Below are 16,440 nucleotides of genomic sequence, written 5' to 3'. Positions count from 1 at the left end.
ACTTGTGTATGGTGGGCCGCGCGGACGGGGAACCATGACGGAACAGCTCTCGGTCAAGGACTGGCTCGATCAGGGTCTGAAGACGCTGGCGCGACGCGGCTTCACGGCGCTCAAGGCCGAGCCGCTGGCCAAGGCCATGGGCGTTTCGCGCGGCAGCTTCTACTGGCATTTCGCCGACATCGGCGCCTACCGCGCGGCGATCCTCACCCATTGGCGCGAGGTCGCGGCCGAGCAGGTGATCGCCGAGCTCGAGACCATTCCGCAAGGCGGCGACGCGCTGGCGCTGTTGCTACGCCGTGCCTTCTCGGCGCGGCTGGCGCTGGAACGCGCGGTGCGCAGCTGGGCCACCGCGGACGCCGAAGCGCGCGCCGCCGTGCTCGAGGTTGACCAGCGCCGGATCGGCTATATCGAAAGCCTGCTGCGGCAGTCCGGATTCCCGGACGACGTGGCGCGCGGCCGCGCGCAGATCTTCTATTGGGCCTTCATCGGCTACGCGCTGTCCGAGCAGGCGCTGCCGAAGCCGCGTCAGCAGGCCGCGATCGACGAGCTGCTGCGGATGGCCAGGCGCTGACAGCTGACATTTGGATGTGCTACATCACGGCCAGTTCATTCTGACGCGTTTTCTTCACGCGAACCGGCGCCCACTTCGCTCGAAAACGCTCCAGTCGGAGACCGCAATGAATTCCACGACCGACCATCTCGAGAGCACCGCCGACCCAAAACTGCTCGAAATCCTGGTGTGCCCGATCACCAAAGGGCCGCTGGAATTCGACGCCGCGCGGCAGGAGCTGATCTCGCGCTCGGCCAAGCTCGCCTATCCGATCCGCGACGGCATTCCGATCATGCTGCCGGAAGAGGCGAGGAAGATCGATTGATGTAAGCGTAGCCCGGATGAAGCGCAGCGCAATCCGGGAAAGTCTCACCGCGGATAGTCTGCCCCGGATTTCGCTTCGCTTCATCCGGGCTACGAGGGCTAAAGCGCCTCGCCCTTCAGCAGCCGCGGCACCTCGCCTGACAGTCCCGCCGCCTGGCGGATGAACATCTCCTTCAACGGCGGCGCGCGATCGACGAGACCGAGGCCAATGTCGCGCACGGTGCGCAGCAGCGTCGATTCGTTGGAGAACAGGAAGTTCAGCGAGTTGGTGGCGACGCCCATCGCCATCGTGTCGAAGCGCCGCCAGCGCTGGTAGCGCTCGAGCACGTCGGCCTGGCCGAGGTCCATGCCGAGCCGCGCCGCATCGACCACGACCTCGGCAAGCGCAGCGACGTCCTTCAGGCCCATGTTGAGCCCCTGCCCCGCGATCGGATGGATCACATGCGCGGCGTCGCCGATCAGCGCCAGCCGTTCGGCGATGAACGAGCGCGCGACGAAATAGCCGAGCGGGAAGGCGCGCGGCTTGTCGAGCGGCTTGATCTCGCCGAGATGCAGGCCGAAGCGCTGCTCGAGCTCGGCGTGGAATTGCTCTTCGTTCAAGGCGACGATGCGCGCGGCATCGTTGCGCGTCTCGGTCCACACCAGCGACGAGCGATTGCCGGTCAGCGGCAGGATCGCGAACGGCCCCGCGGGCAGGAAATGCTCCTCGGCGCGGCCCTGATGTTCACGCTCGTGCCCGACCGTGACCACGATGCCGGACTGGTCGTAGTCCCAGCCATGGGTCGCAATCCCGGCGCGCTCGCGCAGCTTCGAGCGGGCGCCGTCGGCGGCAACCAGCAGGCTCGCATCGATCACGGTGCCGCCGGCCAGCGTAACGCCGACGCCGTCGGGCCGCGACGCGAAGCTCGACACCGCGGCGGCACGCAGCTCGACGCCCTCGGCCTCGGCACGGCTCGCGAGCGCATCGATCAAATAGCGGTTCTCGACCATATGGGCGAACGGCTCGCCGGGCGCGACATTGCCGGCGAAGGTCAGGAATACCGGGCGCGTCGCGTCCTCCAGCTTGGAGTCGGTCACGACCATATCCGTGATCGGCTGCGCCGTCGGCGCCACCTGGCCCCAGACGCCGAGGGTCTCAAACAGCCGCCGGCAGGCCGCCACGATCGCGGTCGCGCGCGGATCGCGGCTCGGGCGCTGGCTCAGCGCCGGATCGGCCACGATGACCGGGATGTCGGGCCCAAGCCCCTGGCGCAGCGCCACGGCCAGCGCCAACCCTGCAAATGCGCCCCCGCAGATGACAATACTTCGCTGTGCCGGCATGCGATCCTTGCTCGATTACGCCATCAAAGGAGACTTGCTACCTGATATTAGCTGGGCGAAACAGAGTTTAGAAACAAGGGCGGCTAACAGCCCCAATCGTCATTCCGGGGCCTATCCATGTCCAAGAGCCTGATCGACCTGCTGTCCATCCTCGATCTCGAGCAGCTCGAGGTGAATTTGTTCCGCGGCAACAGCCCGAAGACGAGCTGGCAGCGCGTGTTCGGCGGCCAGGTGATCGGCCAGGCGATGGTGGCGGCCTGCCGCACCGTCGAGGGCCGCCTGCCGCACTCGATCCATTGCTACTTCATCCTGCCCGGCGATCCGCAGATCCCGATCATCTACCAGGTCGAGCGGCTGCGCGACGGCAAGAGCTACACCACCCGCCGGGTCACCGCGATCCAGCACGGCAACGCGATCTTCTCCATCATGGTGTCGTTCCATGCCGAGGAGGAGAGCAACTTCAATCATCAGGAGAAGATGCCCGACGTGCCGCCGCCGGAGAAGCTGACCGCGGAGGAAGTGTCGAAGCAGCCGATGTTCAAGGAGATGCCGGAGTTCATCCGCCGCTATTACGAGAGCGACCGGCCGATCGAGCTGCGCCCGGTCGAGCTCGGCCGTTATTTCGGCCAGAAGATCGACGACGGCCGCATCCATGTCTGGATCCGCACCGCGGCCAAGCTGCCCGACGATCCCGCGCTGCATCTGTGCGCGCTCGCCTATGCGTCGGATTTCTCGCTGCTCGATGCCGTGATGGCGCGCTACGGCCGCACGCTGTTCGACAAGCGCATGATGCCGGCGAGCCTCGATCACGCGATGTGGTTTCATCGCCCGTTCCGCGCCGACGAATGGCTGCTCTACGCCCAGGATTCGCCGAGCGCGCAGTCCGGCCGCGGCCTGACACGCGGCCTGATCTTCAAGCCCGACGGCACGCTGGTAGCATCCGTCGCGCAAGAAGGTTCGGTGCGCGAGCGAAAGGCGTAGAGCTCACGCTCGAACAGAGCCGGTCGGCACGATGCAATCGCGCTTACTGGCCGGCGTAGGAGCCGCGCTCGGTCAGCGCGAATTGCGAGACGAACCAGTTGCCGTACCAGCGCAGCACCCACGGAATCGGGATCAGGAAGCCGCAGGCGATCGTGAACACGATGGTTCGCCACAGCACCTCGATGCCGGACGCATTGAAGCTGACCTCGCGGCGCGTGCCGTCGATGTTGCGGCAGATCCAGCGCATCCAGGCGGTCAGCACCCAGGCCCAGCCGATGATGGTGATGGCCGAGACCACCATCGCCACGTACCAGCCGACATAGGCGACCGGGCTGCCCCTGAACGAGATCGGCAGATCCTGGCCGCTCGAGCTGAGATGGCCGATGATCCAGCGCACGATCATCCAGCTCAGGAAGCCCTGCAACAGCAGCGAGAGCAGCGTCACGATGTTGCTGTTGGCCGCGCCGGCATAGGTCAGAAGGCCGAGCACGATGAAGACCCACCAGATGTCGAGCGGCTGCCCGGTGAAGGCGAAATGCGGCCGGCCCGGCACGCGGATATAGGGGATCGCAAAACGGTACAGGCCGGTCGCGGTCCACGGCGCCGGGATGACGAGAATCTGGCCGATGAACATCAGGAGGCTGCGGCCGAACAGGCCCCAGATCGGGAAGTCGGCGGACAGCGTGCCGCCGCTATAGCTTCCAGACGCCACCACCGGCGGCGGTCCGCCGGCCTGCGGAAATGCCGGCGGCGCGCCGGCGCTCGGGACGAGGCCCGGAATCTCCCCGGCCTTTTGCCAGCCGGCCATGCCCTCGGTCCACACCAGGGTGTCGGCCCCCACCATGCCCCGGGTGATCAGGTCGCGGAGCTGGGTTTCAGGCAAGGGGCCCTTTTGCTGGCCTTCGGATGCATAAAACCAGTTTCGGTTCGACATTTCTTGTTTCCTCAGGCGCGCGCGCAGGGACGCGCGATAGGCGAAACGAACCAGCAAGAGCGCTGGCCGGGGCGGGAAAGCCACATTGTGGCCGAGCGTTTCCATTCCGTACAGTGAGGGAGCGCACGCGCTGCGCATGTTTTCCGCTTCAACCTGCAAGTTTTTTATGCCATTTGCCCAGAAAGCTGCCAGATTTGGCGGACGCGAAGTGCCGCTCGGGGATGGCAAATTGCCGCTCCGGGAGGCAGCAGGTGCCGGCTCACGGGACGGCAAGTGCCGCTCCGGGACGGGCGCACACGGAAAACCTCAAGGGAATGAAGGCCTGAACCATGAAACTCGTCGTCGCGATCATCAAACCGTTCAAGCTCGATGAGGTACGCCAGGCGCTGACCGCGATCGGCGTCCACGGCATGACGGTGACCGAGGTGAAGGGCTATGGCCGCCAGAAGGGCCACACCGAGATCTATCGCGGCGCCGAATATGTCGTGAACTTCCTGCCCAAGCTTCGGATCGAGATCGCCGTCGATACCGAGCTCGCCGACAAGGCGGTCAGCGTCATCACCGAGCACGCCCGCACCGGCCAGATCGGCGACGGCAAGATCTTCGTGACGCCGATCGATCATGCGCTGCGCATCCGCACCGGCGAGACCGACAACGACGCGCTCTGAACCCTGGAGCATGATCCCTCGCGACAAACGCGGAAAGCGTTTGCGCGGAGATCATGCCCAAACAAAACGATCGAGATCATCGCCGGCAACGACGCCGGCGCACGCCACAACCGCACACCAAGAAACCACGACCGCCGGGGAATGATGATGGGGGCACGAGCTCTTCGTGCAGCGATATCAGCTGCGCCGATCACTGCTGCAATCCTGTTCGCGCAAGCCACGCCGGCCTTCGCGCAAGACTCGGCATCCAGCGCCGGCGTCAACGCCGCCGACACCGCCTGGATGATCGTCGCCACCGCGCTGGTGCTGATGATGACGATCCCCGGACTGGCGCTGTTCTACTCCGGCATGGTGCGCAAGAAGAACGTGCTGGCGACGATGGCGCAGAGCCTCACTGCCGTTGCGCTCGTCTCGATCCTCTGGGTCACCTTCGGCTATTCGCTGAGCTTCGTCGGCGACGGTCCTTGGCTCGGCTCGCTCGATCGCTGGTTCCTGGCCGGCATCACCATGGACAGCATCAATCCGGCGGCGAAGACCATCCCCGAAGCGCTGTTCATGCTGTACCAGATGACGTTCGCGATCATCACGGTGGCGCTGGTCGCAGGCTCGGTCGCCGACCGCATGCGGTTTTCCGCCTATGTACTGTTCTCGATCGGCTGGTTCATCTTCGCCTATGTGCCGCTGGCGCATTGGGTGTGGGGCGGCGGCTTCCTCGCTTCAGCGGGCGTGCTGGATTTCGCCGGCGGTCTCGTGGTGCATCTCTCCGCCGGCATCAGCGGCCTGGTCGCGGCCAAGGTGATGGGCAACCGGCACGGCTATGGCCATGACAATTTGTCGCCGTTCGACCTGTCGCTCGCGGTGGTCGGCACCGGCCTGCTCTGGGTCGGCTGGTTCGGCTTCAACGGCGGCTCGGCGCTCGCGGCCAATTCGCGCGCGGTGATGGCGATCACCGCCACCCACCTTGCGGCCTGCGCCGGCGCGTTGACCTGGGGCGCGATCGAATGGGCGACGCGCCGCAAGCCGTCGGTGCTCGGCATGATCTCGGGCGCGGTCGCGGGGCTCGGCACCATCACCCCGGCATCCGGCTTCGTCGCGCCGTGGCACGGCGTCATCATCGGCATCATTGCCGGCCTGGTCTGCTTCTGGGCCTGCACCTGGCTGAAGCATCGCTTCAAGTACGACGACTCGCTCGACGTGTTCGGCGTGCACGGCATCGGCGGCCTGACCGGCACGCTGCTTGCCGGCGTGTTCGCGGCCTCGGCGATCGGCGGCACGTCCGGCCTGCTCGAGGGCAATCCGAGGCAGCTGCTGATCCAGCTCTACGGCGTCGCGGCTACCTTTGTCTGGTGCGGCGGCGTCACCTTCGTGCTGCTCAAGCTGGTCAGCGCCTTCGTCCCGCTGCGCGTTTCGATGCAGCAGGAGCTCGAAGGTCTCGACATCTCCCAGCACGGCGAGGCGCTGCAGTAAGCCGTCCGGCTCGCCCCGTCCCGAACGTCGAGCCAGTTCCGGCTTGCGCGACACATAAGTGTATGGTTATGTGTCGTCATGGTCGACACCGACATATTCAAGGCTCTGGCCGATCCGACCCGCCGCAAGGTCTTTGAGAAGCTGGCCGGCGGCAGCCTGAACGCCAGCGCCTTGCGCGACGGACTGGAGATCAGCCAGCCGGCGATGTCGCAGCATCTGGCGGTGCTGCGCGCGGCAGGGCTGGTGCGCGAGCAGCGGCAGGGCCGCTTCGTGAATTATGAGGTCGACCCGGACGGCATCGCCAGCATCGGGACCTGGCTCGCCCGCTACCGCGCCTATTGGCCGAAGCGCATCGAAGCGCTCTCCGACCTGCTGAAGGACATGGATCAATGAGCGACGCAGTTGAGCCTGATCATGCCGACGCCGACCTGGTGCTCGAATACGAGCTCGATGCACCGCCTGAAAAAGTGTGGCGCGCGGTGACCATTCCGGCCCTGCGCGAACGCTGGCTCCCGGATTGCGATCTCGCGGACGCTGAACCCCTCTCATCGATCGCTGGCGAAGAGGTGCGCTTCCGGCTGCGCGAGTCCGAGCCGCCGTTTCGCGAAAGCCATGTCACCTTCCGGATCGAGCCGAACGAGGCCGGCGGCACCCGCTTTCGCATCATCCAGCAAGCCTGCGACATCAGGGGAAAGCAGCCGCAACCGGCCAACAGCAACAACCGCTGCCTGATGCGCGCGGCCTGATCACAAACCTCGTCACCCCCCTGAAACTTCATCACCTGCAGCAATGGAGGTCGCCGATGCGCGACATGATGCAACTCGTCCCTATGGTCGTCGAACAGTCGAGCCGCGGCGAACGTTCCTTCGACATCTATTCCAGGCTCCTGCGCGAGCGCATCATCTTCCTGAACGGCGAGGTCAATGATGCGATGTCCGGACTGGTCTGCGCCCAGCTGCTGTTCCTCGAAGCCGACAACCCCAACAAGCCGATCAACCTCTACATCAACTCCTATGGCGGCGTGATCACCAGCGGGCTTGCAATGTACGACACCATGCAGTTCATCAAGGCACCGGTGCACACGCTGTGCATGGGCACGGCGCGCTCGATGGGATCGTTCCTTTTGATGGCCGGCGAGCCCGGTCACCGCGCCGCGCTGCCGAATGCAAGCCTCCACGTGCATCAGCCGCTCGGCGGCTTCCAGGGTCAGGCGTCCGACATCCTGATCCATGCCACCGAGATGCAGGAGACCAAGCGGCGCATCATCCGGCTCTATGCGCAGCACTGCGGGCGCACCGAAGCCGACGTGGAACGGACCCTGGATCGCGATCACTTCATGTCCGCGCAGCAGGCGCTCGAATGGGGATTGATCGACAAGGTCTTCGCCGAACGCGACGCCGCCGAAAAACGTGATCCGGTGCCGCGCTGATCTTCGTCGCTGGAGCGGCCAAACCGTTCATGACAGCGCCATCGATTTAGGCTTCACCTCGGCATGCTGCACCGTGACCCGCACGGCATCGGGACGGCTCGATCCTCCGCGCCTGCCGCCGCCGCGGTGGTCGATCAGGCGCGCGACGACAGCGCGCCGCGCATGACGAGGCGTCAGCGAATGGTCGGCGTTCGGCAGCGTCAACCGCGTCACTCCAGGGATGCTTGTGAGCCGTTTGCCGTCCTGACCAAAATGCCGTGCGATCTCCTGCAGGCTGAGATCGCCGTCCGAGGTGACCATGAGGACGCGCACGCCGCGGCTGCAAAGCTCGCGCATCCAGCGCTCGACACGGTTACGACCAAGCAATGCGGACGGATGCATCGCCGACAGCGTCGACTTGACGGCTTCCAATCCGCGCCGCACCAGCCGCCTGGCGCTACCTGACACTGGCAGCTTCCAGGCGAACTTGGTCGTCATCGCAGACCCCTCCGCCGGACCGATCTGCTGCTGGCTTCCGCGATTCGCCTTGGAGGCTTCGTATGCTTTCCAGGCCGTAAGCTCCAGCGCGTAGGAACTGTTCCAGGCAAAGCAGAGCGGGTTGATCATGGTCAGGGCGCGGACGCGGCGGTCCGCGCGCGCCGTGTGAAGAGCCTGGAAGGCGCCCGAGCATGTGCCCACAAGCTCGACTTTGGCAAAGCCAGCCCGCTGCATCCAGTCAATCGCCGCGCCGACGTCGAAGCGGGTGCGGGAATCGTAGAGGAACAGACGATTGCTCCCGGGATCGTCGCTCAGGCCGAGGCCCGGCAGGTCAATGCGTAGCGACGCCACGCCGGCGGCGGCAAGCTCGCGCGCCGCCTCGACCGTGCCGCGCGCCCAACCGACATGCGGCACGCCGCCGGAGTTGAGGAAGATGACCGGATCGGCCGCAGCATGGCTGTCACGTGGCCGGGTCAGCACGCCACAGATCAATGGCGCCTGCCTGATCACAACCGGTTCCTCCGTGTAGTGCGATCCCTCCAATAGCTCGCGGCCGGTCAAGGATACGACGCCCTGAGCTACGCCGGCGACGGCCCGGTCGGACAACCAATCCGCCCAGCAATCGACAACGTCGGCCGGGATCCGGTTCGCGGTCGGGTCGCACATGAGCAGGTGATAGTCCTTGAACTCCGCGATTGTCGCGCCTTCGAAAGAAGTTTGACCGTCGCGGATGTCAGAGCCTGCCAACGGCTTTCCGTTCGCGATCAAAAGCATCGGCAGGGGCGGAAGGGCCGCGACGGCCCGCCGCCAATCCAGCCTCGACAGATCGGCGAGCGTCTCATGCGAAAGCCGGAAGCCGACGGCCTCGCGTCCCTCGGCGAACGTCGCGTCGCTTACGGCGCTCTTCGCGAGCGACCCATCGATCACGCGCGACATCGCGGTGATTTCGCGCACATAGGTCTTGCCGGAACTCGGTGGCGCGAGCAGCGCGAGGCCTGCCACGTCGTCCCGCCCCGCCGCAGCGAGCGGGGCCAGCAGCGCGCCGAGACGGAAGCCGGCGAGGATGACATCCTCCACGCCGCAATCCCGCTTCAACCGGTCGATCGCCGCGCCGATGCTTGCGGTCCAGGCCATCACCCGGCCCGGCGCCGAATGGTCGCCGGCGGCGTTGCCGCAGCCGGGATAGTCAAACAGCAGGACAGGCAGGCCCGCCGCGGCCGCCTTGTCGGACAACAGCTTCAGGAATCGGCGACTGCACAGATCCTCATGACCATGCGCGCCGGCGATGACAACGCCCCGCCGCCCCTTCGCTCCGTTCAGCCAGCCGATGGTATCGGCAAAGACAACTGGTTTCATGTCATGCTCCCGGCGGACTCCTTTGTCCGCACGACTTCCAATTCTTCCGCTCTCGGCACCTCGTAGCTCGCGTCGCGATCGGCATTGAGCGCCGTCACCGCGCCGCCAGGGGTCGCCAGGGGCGGACCGTCAAGGCCGACCTCCCGCTCGATGCCCGGCATCAGGTGGAAATTGTTCTCCGTCGGAACGAACCGATCATCCTGGATGGAGACGTGGTAGGCCGCGCGTTTGCAGGCCAGCCGCAGCCGCCACGCGTCCTTCCGACGCACCAAACTCACAGTCAGGCCGACGTCGCGCCGCGCGGTCATGACATCCGGCAGCACATGGAAGGCCTCGGCAAAGACCTTGCCGTCATCGCCTTCCAGTTTTGCAACGGTGACTTCATGTCCGGGCGGCCCGAAGCGATAGGCGTAGGAGATATCGAAAAAGGCCCCGAGCACCGAGAAGGCCGAAAGCGACAGGCCGCCGTGCGCCGGCACGCTGACCGGTCGGCGCGCTGACACCACCGGCGTGACGCCGTCCCGCAGACAGGTCAGCGATAATGTCGCCCGAACGGTCTTCGCGGTATCGTTGACGGCATGGACGGTCAGCCCGTTGACGCCCTCGTCGCTCAGGATCAGCCGTAGCGGGGCAAATGCGCGCCTCAGCCCGTGCCAGACGGGCTTAGGCCGGCCGGTCGAATCGACCACGCCCCAACCCGCGCCCGGCCGCAAGTCCTTCCAGAAGAACAGCAGCGCTCCTGCCGTCGGCGAACAGGGTCTGCGCCATTCGTCGATGGTGCGCTCCACCACCTCGGTCGTCACCGCACGGGAGAGTTCGAGATAGCGTCTGGTATTTTCGATGCGCAGCCGGCGCGCGTCGACGGAAAAAAGCGTTTCCAGATAGTGCTCGCGCACATCCTCGAAGTCCCACGACGCGCCGACGTCGCGCGGCACACCCGCCTTCCAGCGCGGATCGTGCACCGGCGGCACCGGCAGATGCGCATCCAGCGTTGCCTGGTCAGGCACATTGGCAAAGGCAAGGCATTCGCTCGCGAAGCGCACTTCGGCCCGGCGCGCGTCATCCAGCGGGCGGCAATAGGCGCCGACCCCGTAATAATGCATCGGCCCGCCATCAGCCGTGAAAGGCAGGTTGCCGCCGGATGGCGATGACGTCACAAGCACCACGTCGGGACGCTTCGCTTCGGCGATGGGGCGCACCACCTTGTCGAACCAGGGCGTCGGGTCCATCGACATCGGCAAGCCCATCATCGCCGCCTGCTGCGCCACCTCGCTGCCGCCGCACAGGACGGCGAGTGACGGCGAATGCCTGAGCCGCCCGAGCAAATTCCCGACCTCGCGCGAGAGCGACGCCTGCCAGGCTTCGTCCTTCGCCGGATAGTCGAAATTGGCGAGCATCAGGTCCTGCCAGACCAGGATGCCCATCTCGTCGCAAAGCTCGTGAAATGCGTCGCCCTCGTAGACGAACGTGCCGCCGACCCTGAGCATGTTGACGCCCGCCCGTCGTGCAAGATCGAGGTCGCGCGCGATCTCTTCGCGTGAGGACGGCAGCCGCACCAGGTCGGACGGCGTCCACACCGAGCCGCGACAAAAGACGGATACGCCGTTGACGACCAGCCGAAAGCCGCGTCCGTCGGTGCCGCGATCGATCTCGATATGCCGGAAGCCGACGCGGCCGAGCGTTACTCGCATCGAGCCGAGCGTGACGACAACCTCGTGCAACGCCGGATCGCCATGGCTGCTCGGCCACCATGGCGCAACGTTCGCAATATCCAGTTTCGCCGTCAGCCGCGTCGCTGTCTCTGAGATCAGTGCGGCGACAGCGCCCGCACAGGCGACCGTGGCCGGCGCGTCATCAAACGGCTCGACCAGCGTGATCGCGATGGAAAGATGCCCTGTTGTGCCGGCGAGGTCGGCCTGCATTTGCACATCGCGCACGCCTTGCCGGTTGGTACCGCGGATCAGCTTGATCGGTCGCCATGGTCCGACGATGTCGAAGCCAGGGGACCAACCCGGCATATGACCGATCAGCGTGGTCCGTACGAGCCTCAGCCGCTGATCGTCGATCATGCGCGGCCGCCAGCGCGCACGCGGACCAGTCAGGGTTTCCAGATGGCGGTCGAGGCTGCGGAATGCGATGGCCAGTTGCTCGCCGCCGGCAAGCGTCAGGGCCACATCATGGCGCTCGAACATCGAGGTCGAGGACAGCACGAGGCGATCGTCGAGCCAGACCTCTGCAACCGTCGCCAAGCCGTCAAATACGAGACGGGCCGGGCCGGTGACATCGAGCCGGCGACGATACCAAACGTCCTGGTCGTGCAGCGGAGTGGGATGGTTGCGGTCCCAGCGGCCAAGCCGTTCCAGTGCAGCAGCGGCCGTGCCGGGGCACGCCGCCTCGAGCCATTCGGCGCTGCCGTCGATCGCCGCCGGAGACGCCCACGCGCCGGCCGGCGAGACGACCATGCACCAGCCGCTGTCCAGAGGCTCGGCCGTGTCGGTCGTCGACACCAAAGCGTCCATACACATGCATTCCCATGACCGGAAGGCCGGTCCTACGCTGCCTTGCTGGCGAGATCCGCCATGCGACCGTCCAGAGCGTTCATCACCGTTTGCCAGGCCTTGGCCATCGGCCCGATGGCGTCCGCGAGCCCATCGAACCGATGCCGGGCCATGGCGCGGGCGAGCTTGAATTGCATGACCTTGGCGCCCTCGGCGATTGTCGCGGCGGCTTCGACCGCCTCGGCCAGACCGGTCTCGCCGTGCCGTCCCAGCCATTCCAGATGACTGGAGAGGAGTTCGAAATTGGCGCCCACCTGCCGCAACGTGTTGAAGGCGTAGACGTGAAAATACTCCGGTGACCGGGCGGCCAGTGCCTCAGCATGGCCGCCGAACACGGCCGCATAGGCATCGAGCGGATTGCGCTTCGGCCTCCGCCGCAGATGCTGCGCGAGGATTTCCGTGGCCGCACTGACCGGATCGCGCGAGGGGCGCGTGGTGTCGAACTTGACGAACTCGGCATAGGGAAACAGCGGCAGGCCGCCGGCCGGCGCGCCGTTGCGCTGCTCGAAAATGCCATCATAGTCCTCGCCGTCCAGGGCGAAGTAGCCGTCGTTGTGGAAGTAGGCCATGTGGCGGCGCCCGGGAACGAGCACGTTGACGCCGATCGTCGTCTTGGAATGGCCACTGCGATAGGTGATGCCCTTCGTGTCGGGCAGGTAGAAAGCATCGACCTCGACCAGCGGCAGCCGCCCGCGCTCGATCTGATTGAGAACGTGCGCCTCCAGACGATCGAACACGGACAGTTCCTGGATATCCAGGCCGGCCAATCGCTGCAGGTCGGCCGTCGGGAACTTGAAGAACGTGAACTGGTCGCCTTCGAAATCCTGCGCCACGGTGAAGCCGAGCGCAGCGACCGGGTCATTCCCGTTCGCATGCATGACCTCGATCAGAAGATCGACATAGCAGTTGGTTTGCGGCCATCGCCGCTCCGCGTCGTGGAGCAGGTGCGGTTTGTAGTCGGCCGGATCGAGCCCGGCGATGGCACTCTGCATTTCAGTTGCCCCAAAGCGTGTCGCGCACGGAAGCCGGCCATGCCTCGACCTCAGGCCCGTGGTGGCGGAACAGCGCGAGCGCCACGCGCTCCAGCCCGAAGCCGACGCAGGCTGAGTGGCACAGGCTGCCATCCGCGAATTTGAGGCCCCAGGTCTGGCCAAAATGGTCGCGATGATAATTGAAGGACAAGCAGGCCGTCGGTTTCTCGATACTGGTTACCGGGATCAGCAGCTCGAACTTGAGTCCCTCGTCGCGCTGGTTGTTGGCCATCATCTTGCCGCCGCGACCGAAGAACGGATCGTTGGCGAGATCAACCTCGCAGGGCAGGTCGAGGGATTCGATCATCGCCTTGCCGCGCTCCAGCCAGCTTTCGCGGAAGGCGCACACCTGCTCGGCCGTTCCGATGCGGACGAATTCGCGCATGCGGAACAGCTGCATGCGCGCGGGATCCTTGGAAGGCTCATGACGGAAGCAATAAGAGGAAAGCTCGAATAGCACACCGTCATCCGGCACCGGACCACGCGCGGCAACGGTCGGATAGAGCGGATAGCAGGCGGCTGGCGTCAGCACGACGTTCGTCGCCTGCTGCAGTTCGGTCCAGTCCTCCCCCGCAGCCATCATACCGAGAAGCTGCGCATGCTCGCGCTCACCGCCCATGAAGGAATGCACGCAGCCTGCAAGCTGCGGGAAGCTTTTCATATAGCCACTGCCTTCAAGCGTGGCGCGGCTCATGCCCGGTGGGAAGTGGATGCGGGTTGCCTTGTCTGGCGCTCCGATGCTGGTCACGAGCCGCTCAAAGCGCTCGATCACGTCTTCGAAAACGCCGGAGCGGCCATAAAGCCCGTCTACTCCGGTCTTGAACAGGATGCTCTTGTCGAACAGGGTGTCGAGCAGGCTCTTGGCATCGAACGTCTTGGCGTCCATCTCAACCTCTCAGGCTGGTGTCAAAGCGGCTCATCAGCAGGAGCGTCGCGGTGTTGGAAAGAATACGGTCGTTCGAAATCATCAGCGGCGCTGAGCTCACATCGCGCAGGTGTCTGCCGACGCTGAACGGCGTGCCGTTCTTGTAGCCGACGATGCCGTTGACCAGCATGGCGAGCCGCACGATCGCCCCAGCCTTCTCGCTCGCAGCGACCTTCAACGCGTTGATCTCGGCGGTAAAGCCAATCGAGGAGAGCGCGTCGTCATTGCCCTTGGCCGCATCGAAGCGGTCAATCGCGGCCGTGAGATGACCCTTCATCTCCTGAAGCAGGGCGGCCGCCTCGGCGAGCCGAAGCGCGCCCGGCGGCAGATTTCCGTCCGCCTGCTTGCGCGCCGCTGCCTTGACGAATGCTTGCGCGCGATTGAAGGCGTCGGTGGCGATACCGAACCAGGTCGCCGCCCAGAAGATATGCGAGCTCGCCAGCATCGACTGTGCCGCGATCTCCGAGAACGGCTTGGGGAAGATCTGCGCCGCGTCGCCATGCGCGACGAGATGGAAACCGTCCGAACAGGTGCCGCGCATTCCGAGCGTATCCCATACGGAGGTGCGCTCCAGCGTGCGGTTCAGGTCCGCGGGAATGACAACCATCACCTGATCGGAGCTTGCCGCGTCGGGAGCGCGCCGCGCCGTGGCAAGAATCGCGTCGGCGTGGCGGCCGTAGGAAATAACGGTTGCTTCCTTTGTCAGCGAGAAGCGGCCGTCTGCCACTTCGACCGCACAGATCGAATTGCGCAAATTGCCGCCGATGCCGGCTTCCGTGGTCGCCGAGGCCATCAGCAACTGCTCCGCCGCAATGCGGCGCATATAGGCCAGATGCCAGTCGCTGGCGCCGCCATGGCTGACGAAGCTCGACGTCTTGATCTGGTGCATGGCGTAGATCATGGCGCTCGAGCCGCACGCCTGGGCGAGCTGAACGATCAGCTCCGCGATCTCCATCGTGCCCAATTCCTCCCCGCCATGCTCGACGGGAATCGCGACGCCGAGCAGGCGCTCGCGCTTCAATGCTTCGATGGTATCGGCCGGGAAGCGGCCCTCACGGTCTACCGCATCGACCTGCTGCGCCGCGACCTTGGCGACCCGATGCATGCGCTCGGCCGGCGTGGCGGCAGAGGCCGGCACGGGCTCTATCTTTCTCACCACGCTCATGGTTTTACGCCGCCCGCTGTGTCAGCCGTGAAACGGCGTCCGCGACGTTGGCGAGCGACGAGAAGGTCCGTCGCGTGAGCATCGCTTCGGGAAATTCGATGTTGAACTCTTCCTCAAGCGCCAGCATTACCTGCACCGTGGCGAACGATGTCAGCCCTGCGTCATAGAGATTCGTGTCGTCGGTGATTGTGTTGAAATCCAGCGAAATCATCGGCTGCTGCTCGAGCAGCGCGCGGATACGTTCAATCATTGGTTGCCCCACCTGTCATTGAAGTTCTTATGCGGCGGCAATAGCGCAACGACGGCAACCGCGGCGTTAACGCCGGAACTACAATGCTACAGACAGCTAACGATCCGTAACGAGCGTCCGCAAAAGTCCGGCATTTGCCATCCTGGCGGGCGTACCTGATGCGAGCCCTTGTCCGCTTCGCGCAGAACGACGCGGCGAGGTGCCCGCAAATGTCTTTGCGCCGGTCCTGTTTCGGGTGGGAACCCAAACAAGCCGATGAAACCCAACATCAAATTCCCATCGCGCAACCGTCCGGCAGACGCGAATGGCGACATGATCGAGAGAGTGGCCGCGGACCGCGGGGCGGGCCCGGAAGCCCTCGCCGGATACCGCGTACTGCACCGCGGCTGAGCAGAATTGTGTCCGGAGTTAGCCCTGCCTGCGTTCTAGACAGGCCTGACCATATTTTAGGCGCGGCGGAATAGCGCAGGGGCAACCCCCTCCCGCAAAGCGGGAAAAGGTCCGGATTCATAATCCATTAGCGAACTCCGGCCGTTTGGCACGGCATTTGATTCTAAGGGTCCAGGCTGTGCCCGCGTAGTGGATGTCCTCCGCGTGGTGAACCTCAGTCGAAACTCCCGGTGTTCATTCGCACCGGGCCAAGCGGGGATAGGACTCATGAAAATTGTTATGGCGATCATTAAGCCATTCAAGCTCGAAGAGGTCCGTGACGCCCTGACCGCCATTGGCGTTCACGGTCTCACGGTGACGGAAGTCAAAGGCTACGGCCGTCAGAAAGGCCACACGGAAATCTATCGCGGCGCCGAATATGCCGTGAGCTTCCTGCCGAAGATCAAGATCGAGGTCGCGGTCAATTCCGATCAGGTCGACAAGACCATCGACGCCATCACCTCCGCCGCCAAGACCGGCCAGATCGGCGACGGCAAGATTTTCGTCATCAGCCTCGAACACGCCGTGCGCATCCGCACCGGCGAGGCCGATGCCGCGGCCCTCTGATTTCGCGCT

17 protein-coding genes are annotated in these 16,440 nt (G+C 65.1%); 9 read left to right on the top strand and 8 right to left on the bottom strand.

Annotation, left to right across the window (positions count from 1 at the left end):
• The first annotated feature begins 34 nt into the window (after positions 1-34).
• Together ACVWY5_RS39290 and ACVWY5_RS39285 are read left to right on the top strand one after the other, a co-directional pair.
• Positions 35-571, top strand: coding sequence for a TetR/AcrR family transcriptional regulator (locus ACVWY5_RS39290; RefSeq protein WP_028335839.1), 537 nt, complete (start codon positions 35-37; stop codon positions 569-571).
• Positions 572-677: 106 nt separating this feature from the next.
• Positions 678-875 (top strand): Trm112 family protein, encoded by a 198-nt coding sequence (locus ACVWY5_RS39285; protein WP_018269337.1) that lies wholly within the window; start codon positions 678-680, stop codon positions 873-875.
• 98 nt (positions 876-973) lie between these two features.
• On the opposite strand, the gene ACVWY5_RS39280 is transcribed toward ACVWY5_RS39285, so the two are convergent.
• Positions 974-2,194 (bottom strand): ubiquinone biosynthesis hydroxylase, encoded by a 1,221-nt coding sequence (locus ACVWY5_RS39280; protein WP_028335838.1) that lies wholly within the window; start codon positions 2,192-2,194, stop codon positions 974-976.
• Between the two features lie 117 nt (positions 2,195-2,311).
• On the opposite strand from ACVWY5_RS39280, the gene tesB reads away from it, so the two are divergent.
• Positions 2,312-3,175: an acyl-CoA thioesterase II gene (gene tesB, locus ACVWY5_RS39275; RefSeq protein ID WP_016841424.1), complete on the top strand. Its 864-nt coding sequence runs from the start codon at positions 2,312-2,314 to the stop codon at positions 3,173-3,175.
• 43 nt (positions 3,176-3,218) lie between these two features.
• Here tesB and ACVWY5_RS39270 read toward each other — a convergent pair whose 3' ends face one another.
• The gene (locus tag ACVWY5_RS39270) at positions 3,219-4,109 is read right to left on the bottom strand and encodes a DUF4339 domain-containing protein (protein ID WP_028335837.1); all 891 of its coding nucleotides are present in this window, start codon (positions 4,107-4,109) and stop codon (positions 3,219-3,221) included.
• A 329-nt stretch (positions 4,110-4,438) separates the two neighbouring features.
• Between ACVWY5_RS39270 and ACVWY5_RS39265 the strand changes: the two genes are divergently transcribed.
• The 5 genes from ACVWY5_RS39265 to ACVWY5_RS39245 all read left to right on the top strand — a co-directional run bounded on the left by ACVWY5_RS39265 (position 4,439) and on the right by ACVWY5_RS39245 (position 7,673).
• Positions 4,439-4,777: a P-II family nitrogen regulator gene (locus ACVWY5_RS39265; protein ID WP_028335836.1), complete on the top strand. Its 339-nt coding sequence runs from the start codon at positions 4,439-4,441 to the stop codon at positions 4,775-4,777.
• A gap of 147 nt (positions 4,778-4,924) precedes the next feature.
• Positions 4,925-6,244 carry an ammonium transporter gene (locus ACVWY5_RS39260; protein ID WP_028335835.1) on the top strand — a complete coding sequence of 440 codons (1,320 nt, stop codon included), beginning with the start codon at positions 4,925-4,927 and terminating at the stop codon, positions 6,242-6,244.
• A gap of 78 nt (positions 6,245-6,322) precedes the next feature.
• Positions 6,323-6,637, top strand: coding sequence for an ArsR/SmtB family transcription factor (locus tag ACVWY5_RS39255; protein WP_016841428.1), 315 nt, complete (start codon positions 6,323-6,325; stop codon positions 6,635-6,637).
• On the top strand, positions 6,634-6,990 hold the full coding sequence (locus ACVWY5_RS39250) for an SRPBCC family protein (RefSeq protein ID WP_028335834.1): 357 nt from the start codon (positions 6,634-6,636) through the stop codon (positions 6,988-6,990). Before ACVWY5_RS39255 ends, ACVWY5_RS39250 begins: the two co-directional genes overlap by 4 nt.
• Positions 6,991-7,046: 56 nt before the next feature.
• Complete coding sequence (locus tag ACVWY5_RS39245; protein ID WP_028335833.1) at positions 7,047-7,673, top strand: ATP-dependent Clp protease proteolytic subunit; 627 nt, start codon at positions 7,047-7,049, stop codon at positions 7,671-7,673.
• A 27-nt stretch (positions 7,674-7,700) separates the two neighbouring features.
• On the opposite strand, the gene ACVWY5_RS39240 is transcribed toward ACVWY5_RS39245, so the two are convergent.
• The 6 genes from ACVWY5_RS39240 to ACVWY5_RS39215 are packed head-to-tail and all read right to left on the bottom strand — an operon-like array spanning position 7,701 to position 15,435.
• A complete protein-coding gene (locus tag ACVWY5_RS39240; protein WP_028335832.1) occupies positions 7,701-9,506 on the bottom strand; it encodes an alpha/beta hydrolase in 1,806 nt (601 codons plus the stop codon).
• Complete coding sequence (locus tag ACVWY5_RS39235) at positions 9,503-12,013, bottom strand: glycosyl hydrolase 2 galactose-binding domain-containing protein (protein WP_321176970.1); 2,511 nt, start codon at positions 12,011-12,013, stop codon at positions 9,503-9,505. The genes ACVWY5_RS39240 and ACVWY5_RS39235 overlap by 4 nt, the downstream gene beginning before the upstream one ends.
• Before the next feature lie 44 nt (positions 12,014-12,057).
• Positions 12,058-13,056 carry a DUF1839 family protein gene (locus tag ACVWY5_RS39230; RefSeq protein WP_028352286.1) on the bottom strand — a complete coding sequence of 333 codons (999 nt, stop codon included), beginning with the start codon at positions 13,054-13,056 and terminating at the stop codon, positions 12,058-12,060.
• Position 13,057: 1 nt separating this feature from the next.
• Positions 13,058-13,981, bottom strand: coding sequence for an amino acid--[acyl-carrier-protein] ligase (locus ACVWY5_RS39225; RefSeq protein ID WP_028335830.1), 924 nt, complete (start codon positions 13,979-13,981; stop codon positions 13,058-13,060).
• A 1-nt stretch (position 13,982) separates the two neighbouring features.
• Positions 13,983-15,185 carry an acyl-CoA dehydrogenase family protein gene (locus ACVWY5_RS39220; RefSeq protein ID WP_051376240.1) on the bottom strand — a complete coding sequence of 401 codons (1,203 nt, stop codon included), beginning with the start codon at positions 15,183-15,185 and terminating at the stop codon, positions 13,983-13,985.
• A gap of 4 nt (positions 15,186-15,189) precedes the next feature.
• Entirely contained in the window at positions 15,190-15,435 is a 246-nt protein-coding gene (locus ACVWY5_RS39215; protein ID WP_028335828.1) for an acyl carrier protein, read from the bottom strand.
• A gap of 657 nt (positions 15,436-16,092) precedes the next feature.
• On the opposite strand from ACVWY5_RS39215, the gene ACVWY5_RS39210 reads away from it, so the two are divergent.
• Positions 16,093-16,431, top strand: coding sequence for a P-II family nitrogen regulator (locus ACVWY5_RS39210; RefSeq protein WP_024583097.1), 339 nt, complete (start codon positions 16,093-16,095; stop codon positions 16,429-16,431).
• Positions 16,432-16,440: the final 9 nt, after the last annotated feature.

This window comes from Bradyrhizobium sp. USDA 3256, assembly GCF_054058275.1.
Note: the sequence above shows the minus strand (reverse complement) of the source record. Positions and strands in the feature narration are given on the sequence as shown.

Excerpts from the sequence above, each read along its gene's own strand:
- tesB (WP_016841424.1), top strand. The coding sequence starts at position 2,312 with ATGTCCAAGAGCCTGATCGACCTGCTGTCCATCCTCGATCTCGAGCAG.
- ACVWY5_RS39290 (WP_028335839.1), top strand. The coding sequence starts at position 35 with ATGACGGAACAGCTCTCGGTCAAGGACTGGCTCGATCAGGGTCTGAAG.
- ACVWY5_RS39240 (WP_028335832.1), bottom strand. The coding sequence starts at position 9,506 with ATGAAACCAGTTGTCTTTGCCGATACCATCGGCTGGCTGAACGGAGCG.
- ACVWY5_RS39265 (WP_028335836.1), top strand. The coding sequence starts at position 4,439 with ATGAAACTCGTCGTCGCGATCATCAAACCGTTCAAGCTCGATGAGGTA.
- ACVWY5_RS39230 (WP_028352286.1), bottom strand. The coding sequence starts at position 13,056 with ATGCAGAGTGCCATCGCCGGGCTCGATCCGGCCGACTACAAACCGCAC.
- ACVWY5_RS39250 (WP_028335834.1), top strand. The coding sequence starts at position 6,634 with ATGAGCGACGCAGTTGAGCCTGATCATGCCGACGCCGACCTGGTGCTC.
- ACVWY5_RS39210 (WP_024583097.1), top strand. The coding sequence starts at position 16,093 with ATGAAAATTGTTATGGCGATCATTAAGCCATTCAAGCTCGAAGAGGTC.
- ACVWY5_RS39245 (WP_028335833.1), top strand. The coding sequence starts at position 7,047 with ATGCGCGACATGATGCAACTCGTCCCTATGGTCGTCGAACAGTCGAGC.
- ACVWY5_RS39220 (WP_051376240.1), bottom strand. The coding sequence starts at position 15,185 with ATGAGCGTGGTGAGAAAGATAGAGCCCGTGCCGGCCTCTGCCGCCACG.
- ACVWY5_RS39280 (WP_028335838.1), bottom strand. The coding sequence starts at position 2,194 with ATGCCGGCACAGCGAAGTATTGTCATCTGCGGGGGCGCATTTGCAGGG.
- ACVWY5_RS39270 (WP_028335837.1), bottom strand. The coding sequence starts at position 4,109 with ATGTCGAACCGAAACTGGTTTTATGCATCCGAAGGCCAGCAAAAGGGC.
- ACVWY5_RS39260 (WP_028335835.1), top strand. The coding sequence starts at position 4,925 with ATGGGGGCACGAGCTCTTCGTGCAGCGATATCAGCTGCGCCGATCACT.
- ACVWY5_RS39285 (WP_018269337.1), top strand. The coding sequence starts at position 678 with ATGAATTCCACGACCGACCATCTCGAGAGCACCGCCGACCCAAAACTG.
- ACVWY5_RS39215 (WP_028335828.1), bottom strand. The coding sequence starts at position 15,435 with ATGATTGAACGTATCCGCGCGCTGCTCGAGCAGCAGCCGATGATTTCG.
- ACVWY5_RS39225 (WP_028335830.1), bottom strand. The coding sequence starts at position 13,981 with ATGGACGCCAAGACGTTCGATGCCAAGAGCCTGCTCGACACCCTGTTC.
- ACVWY5_RS39255 (WP_016841428.1), top strand. The coding sequence starts at position 6,323 with ATGGTCGACACCGACATATTCAAGGCTCTGGCCGATCCGACCCGCCGC.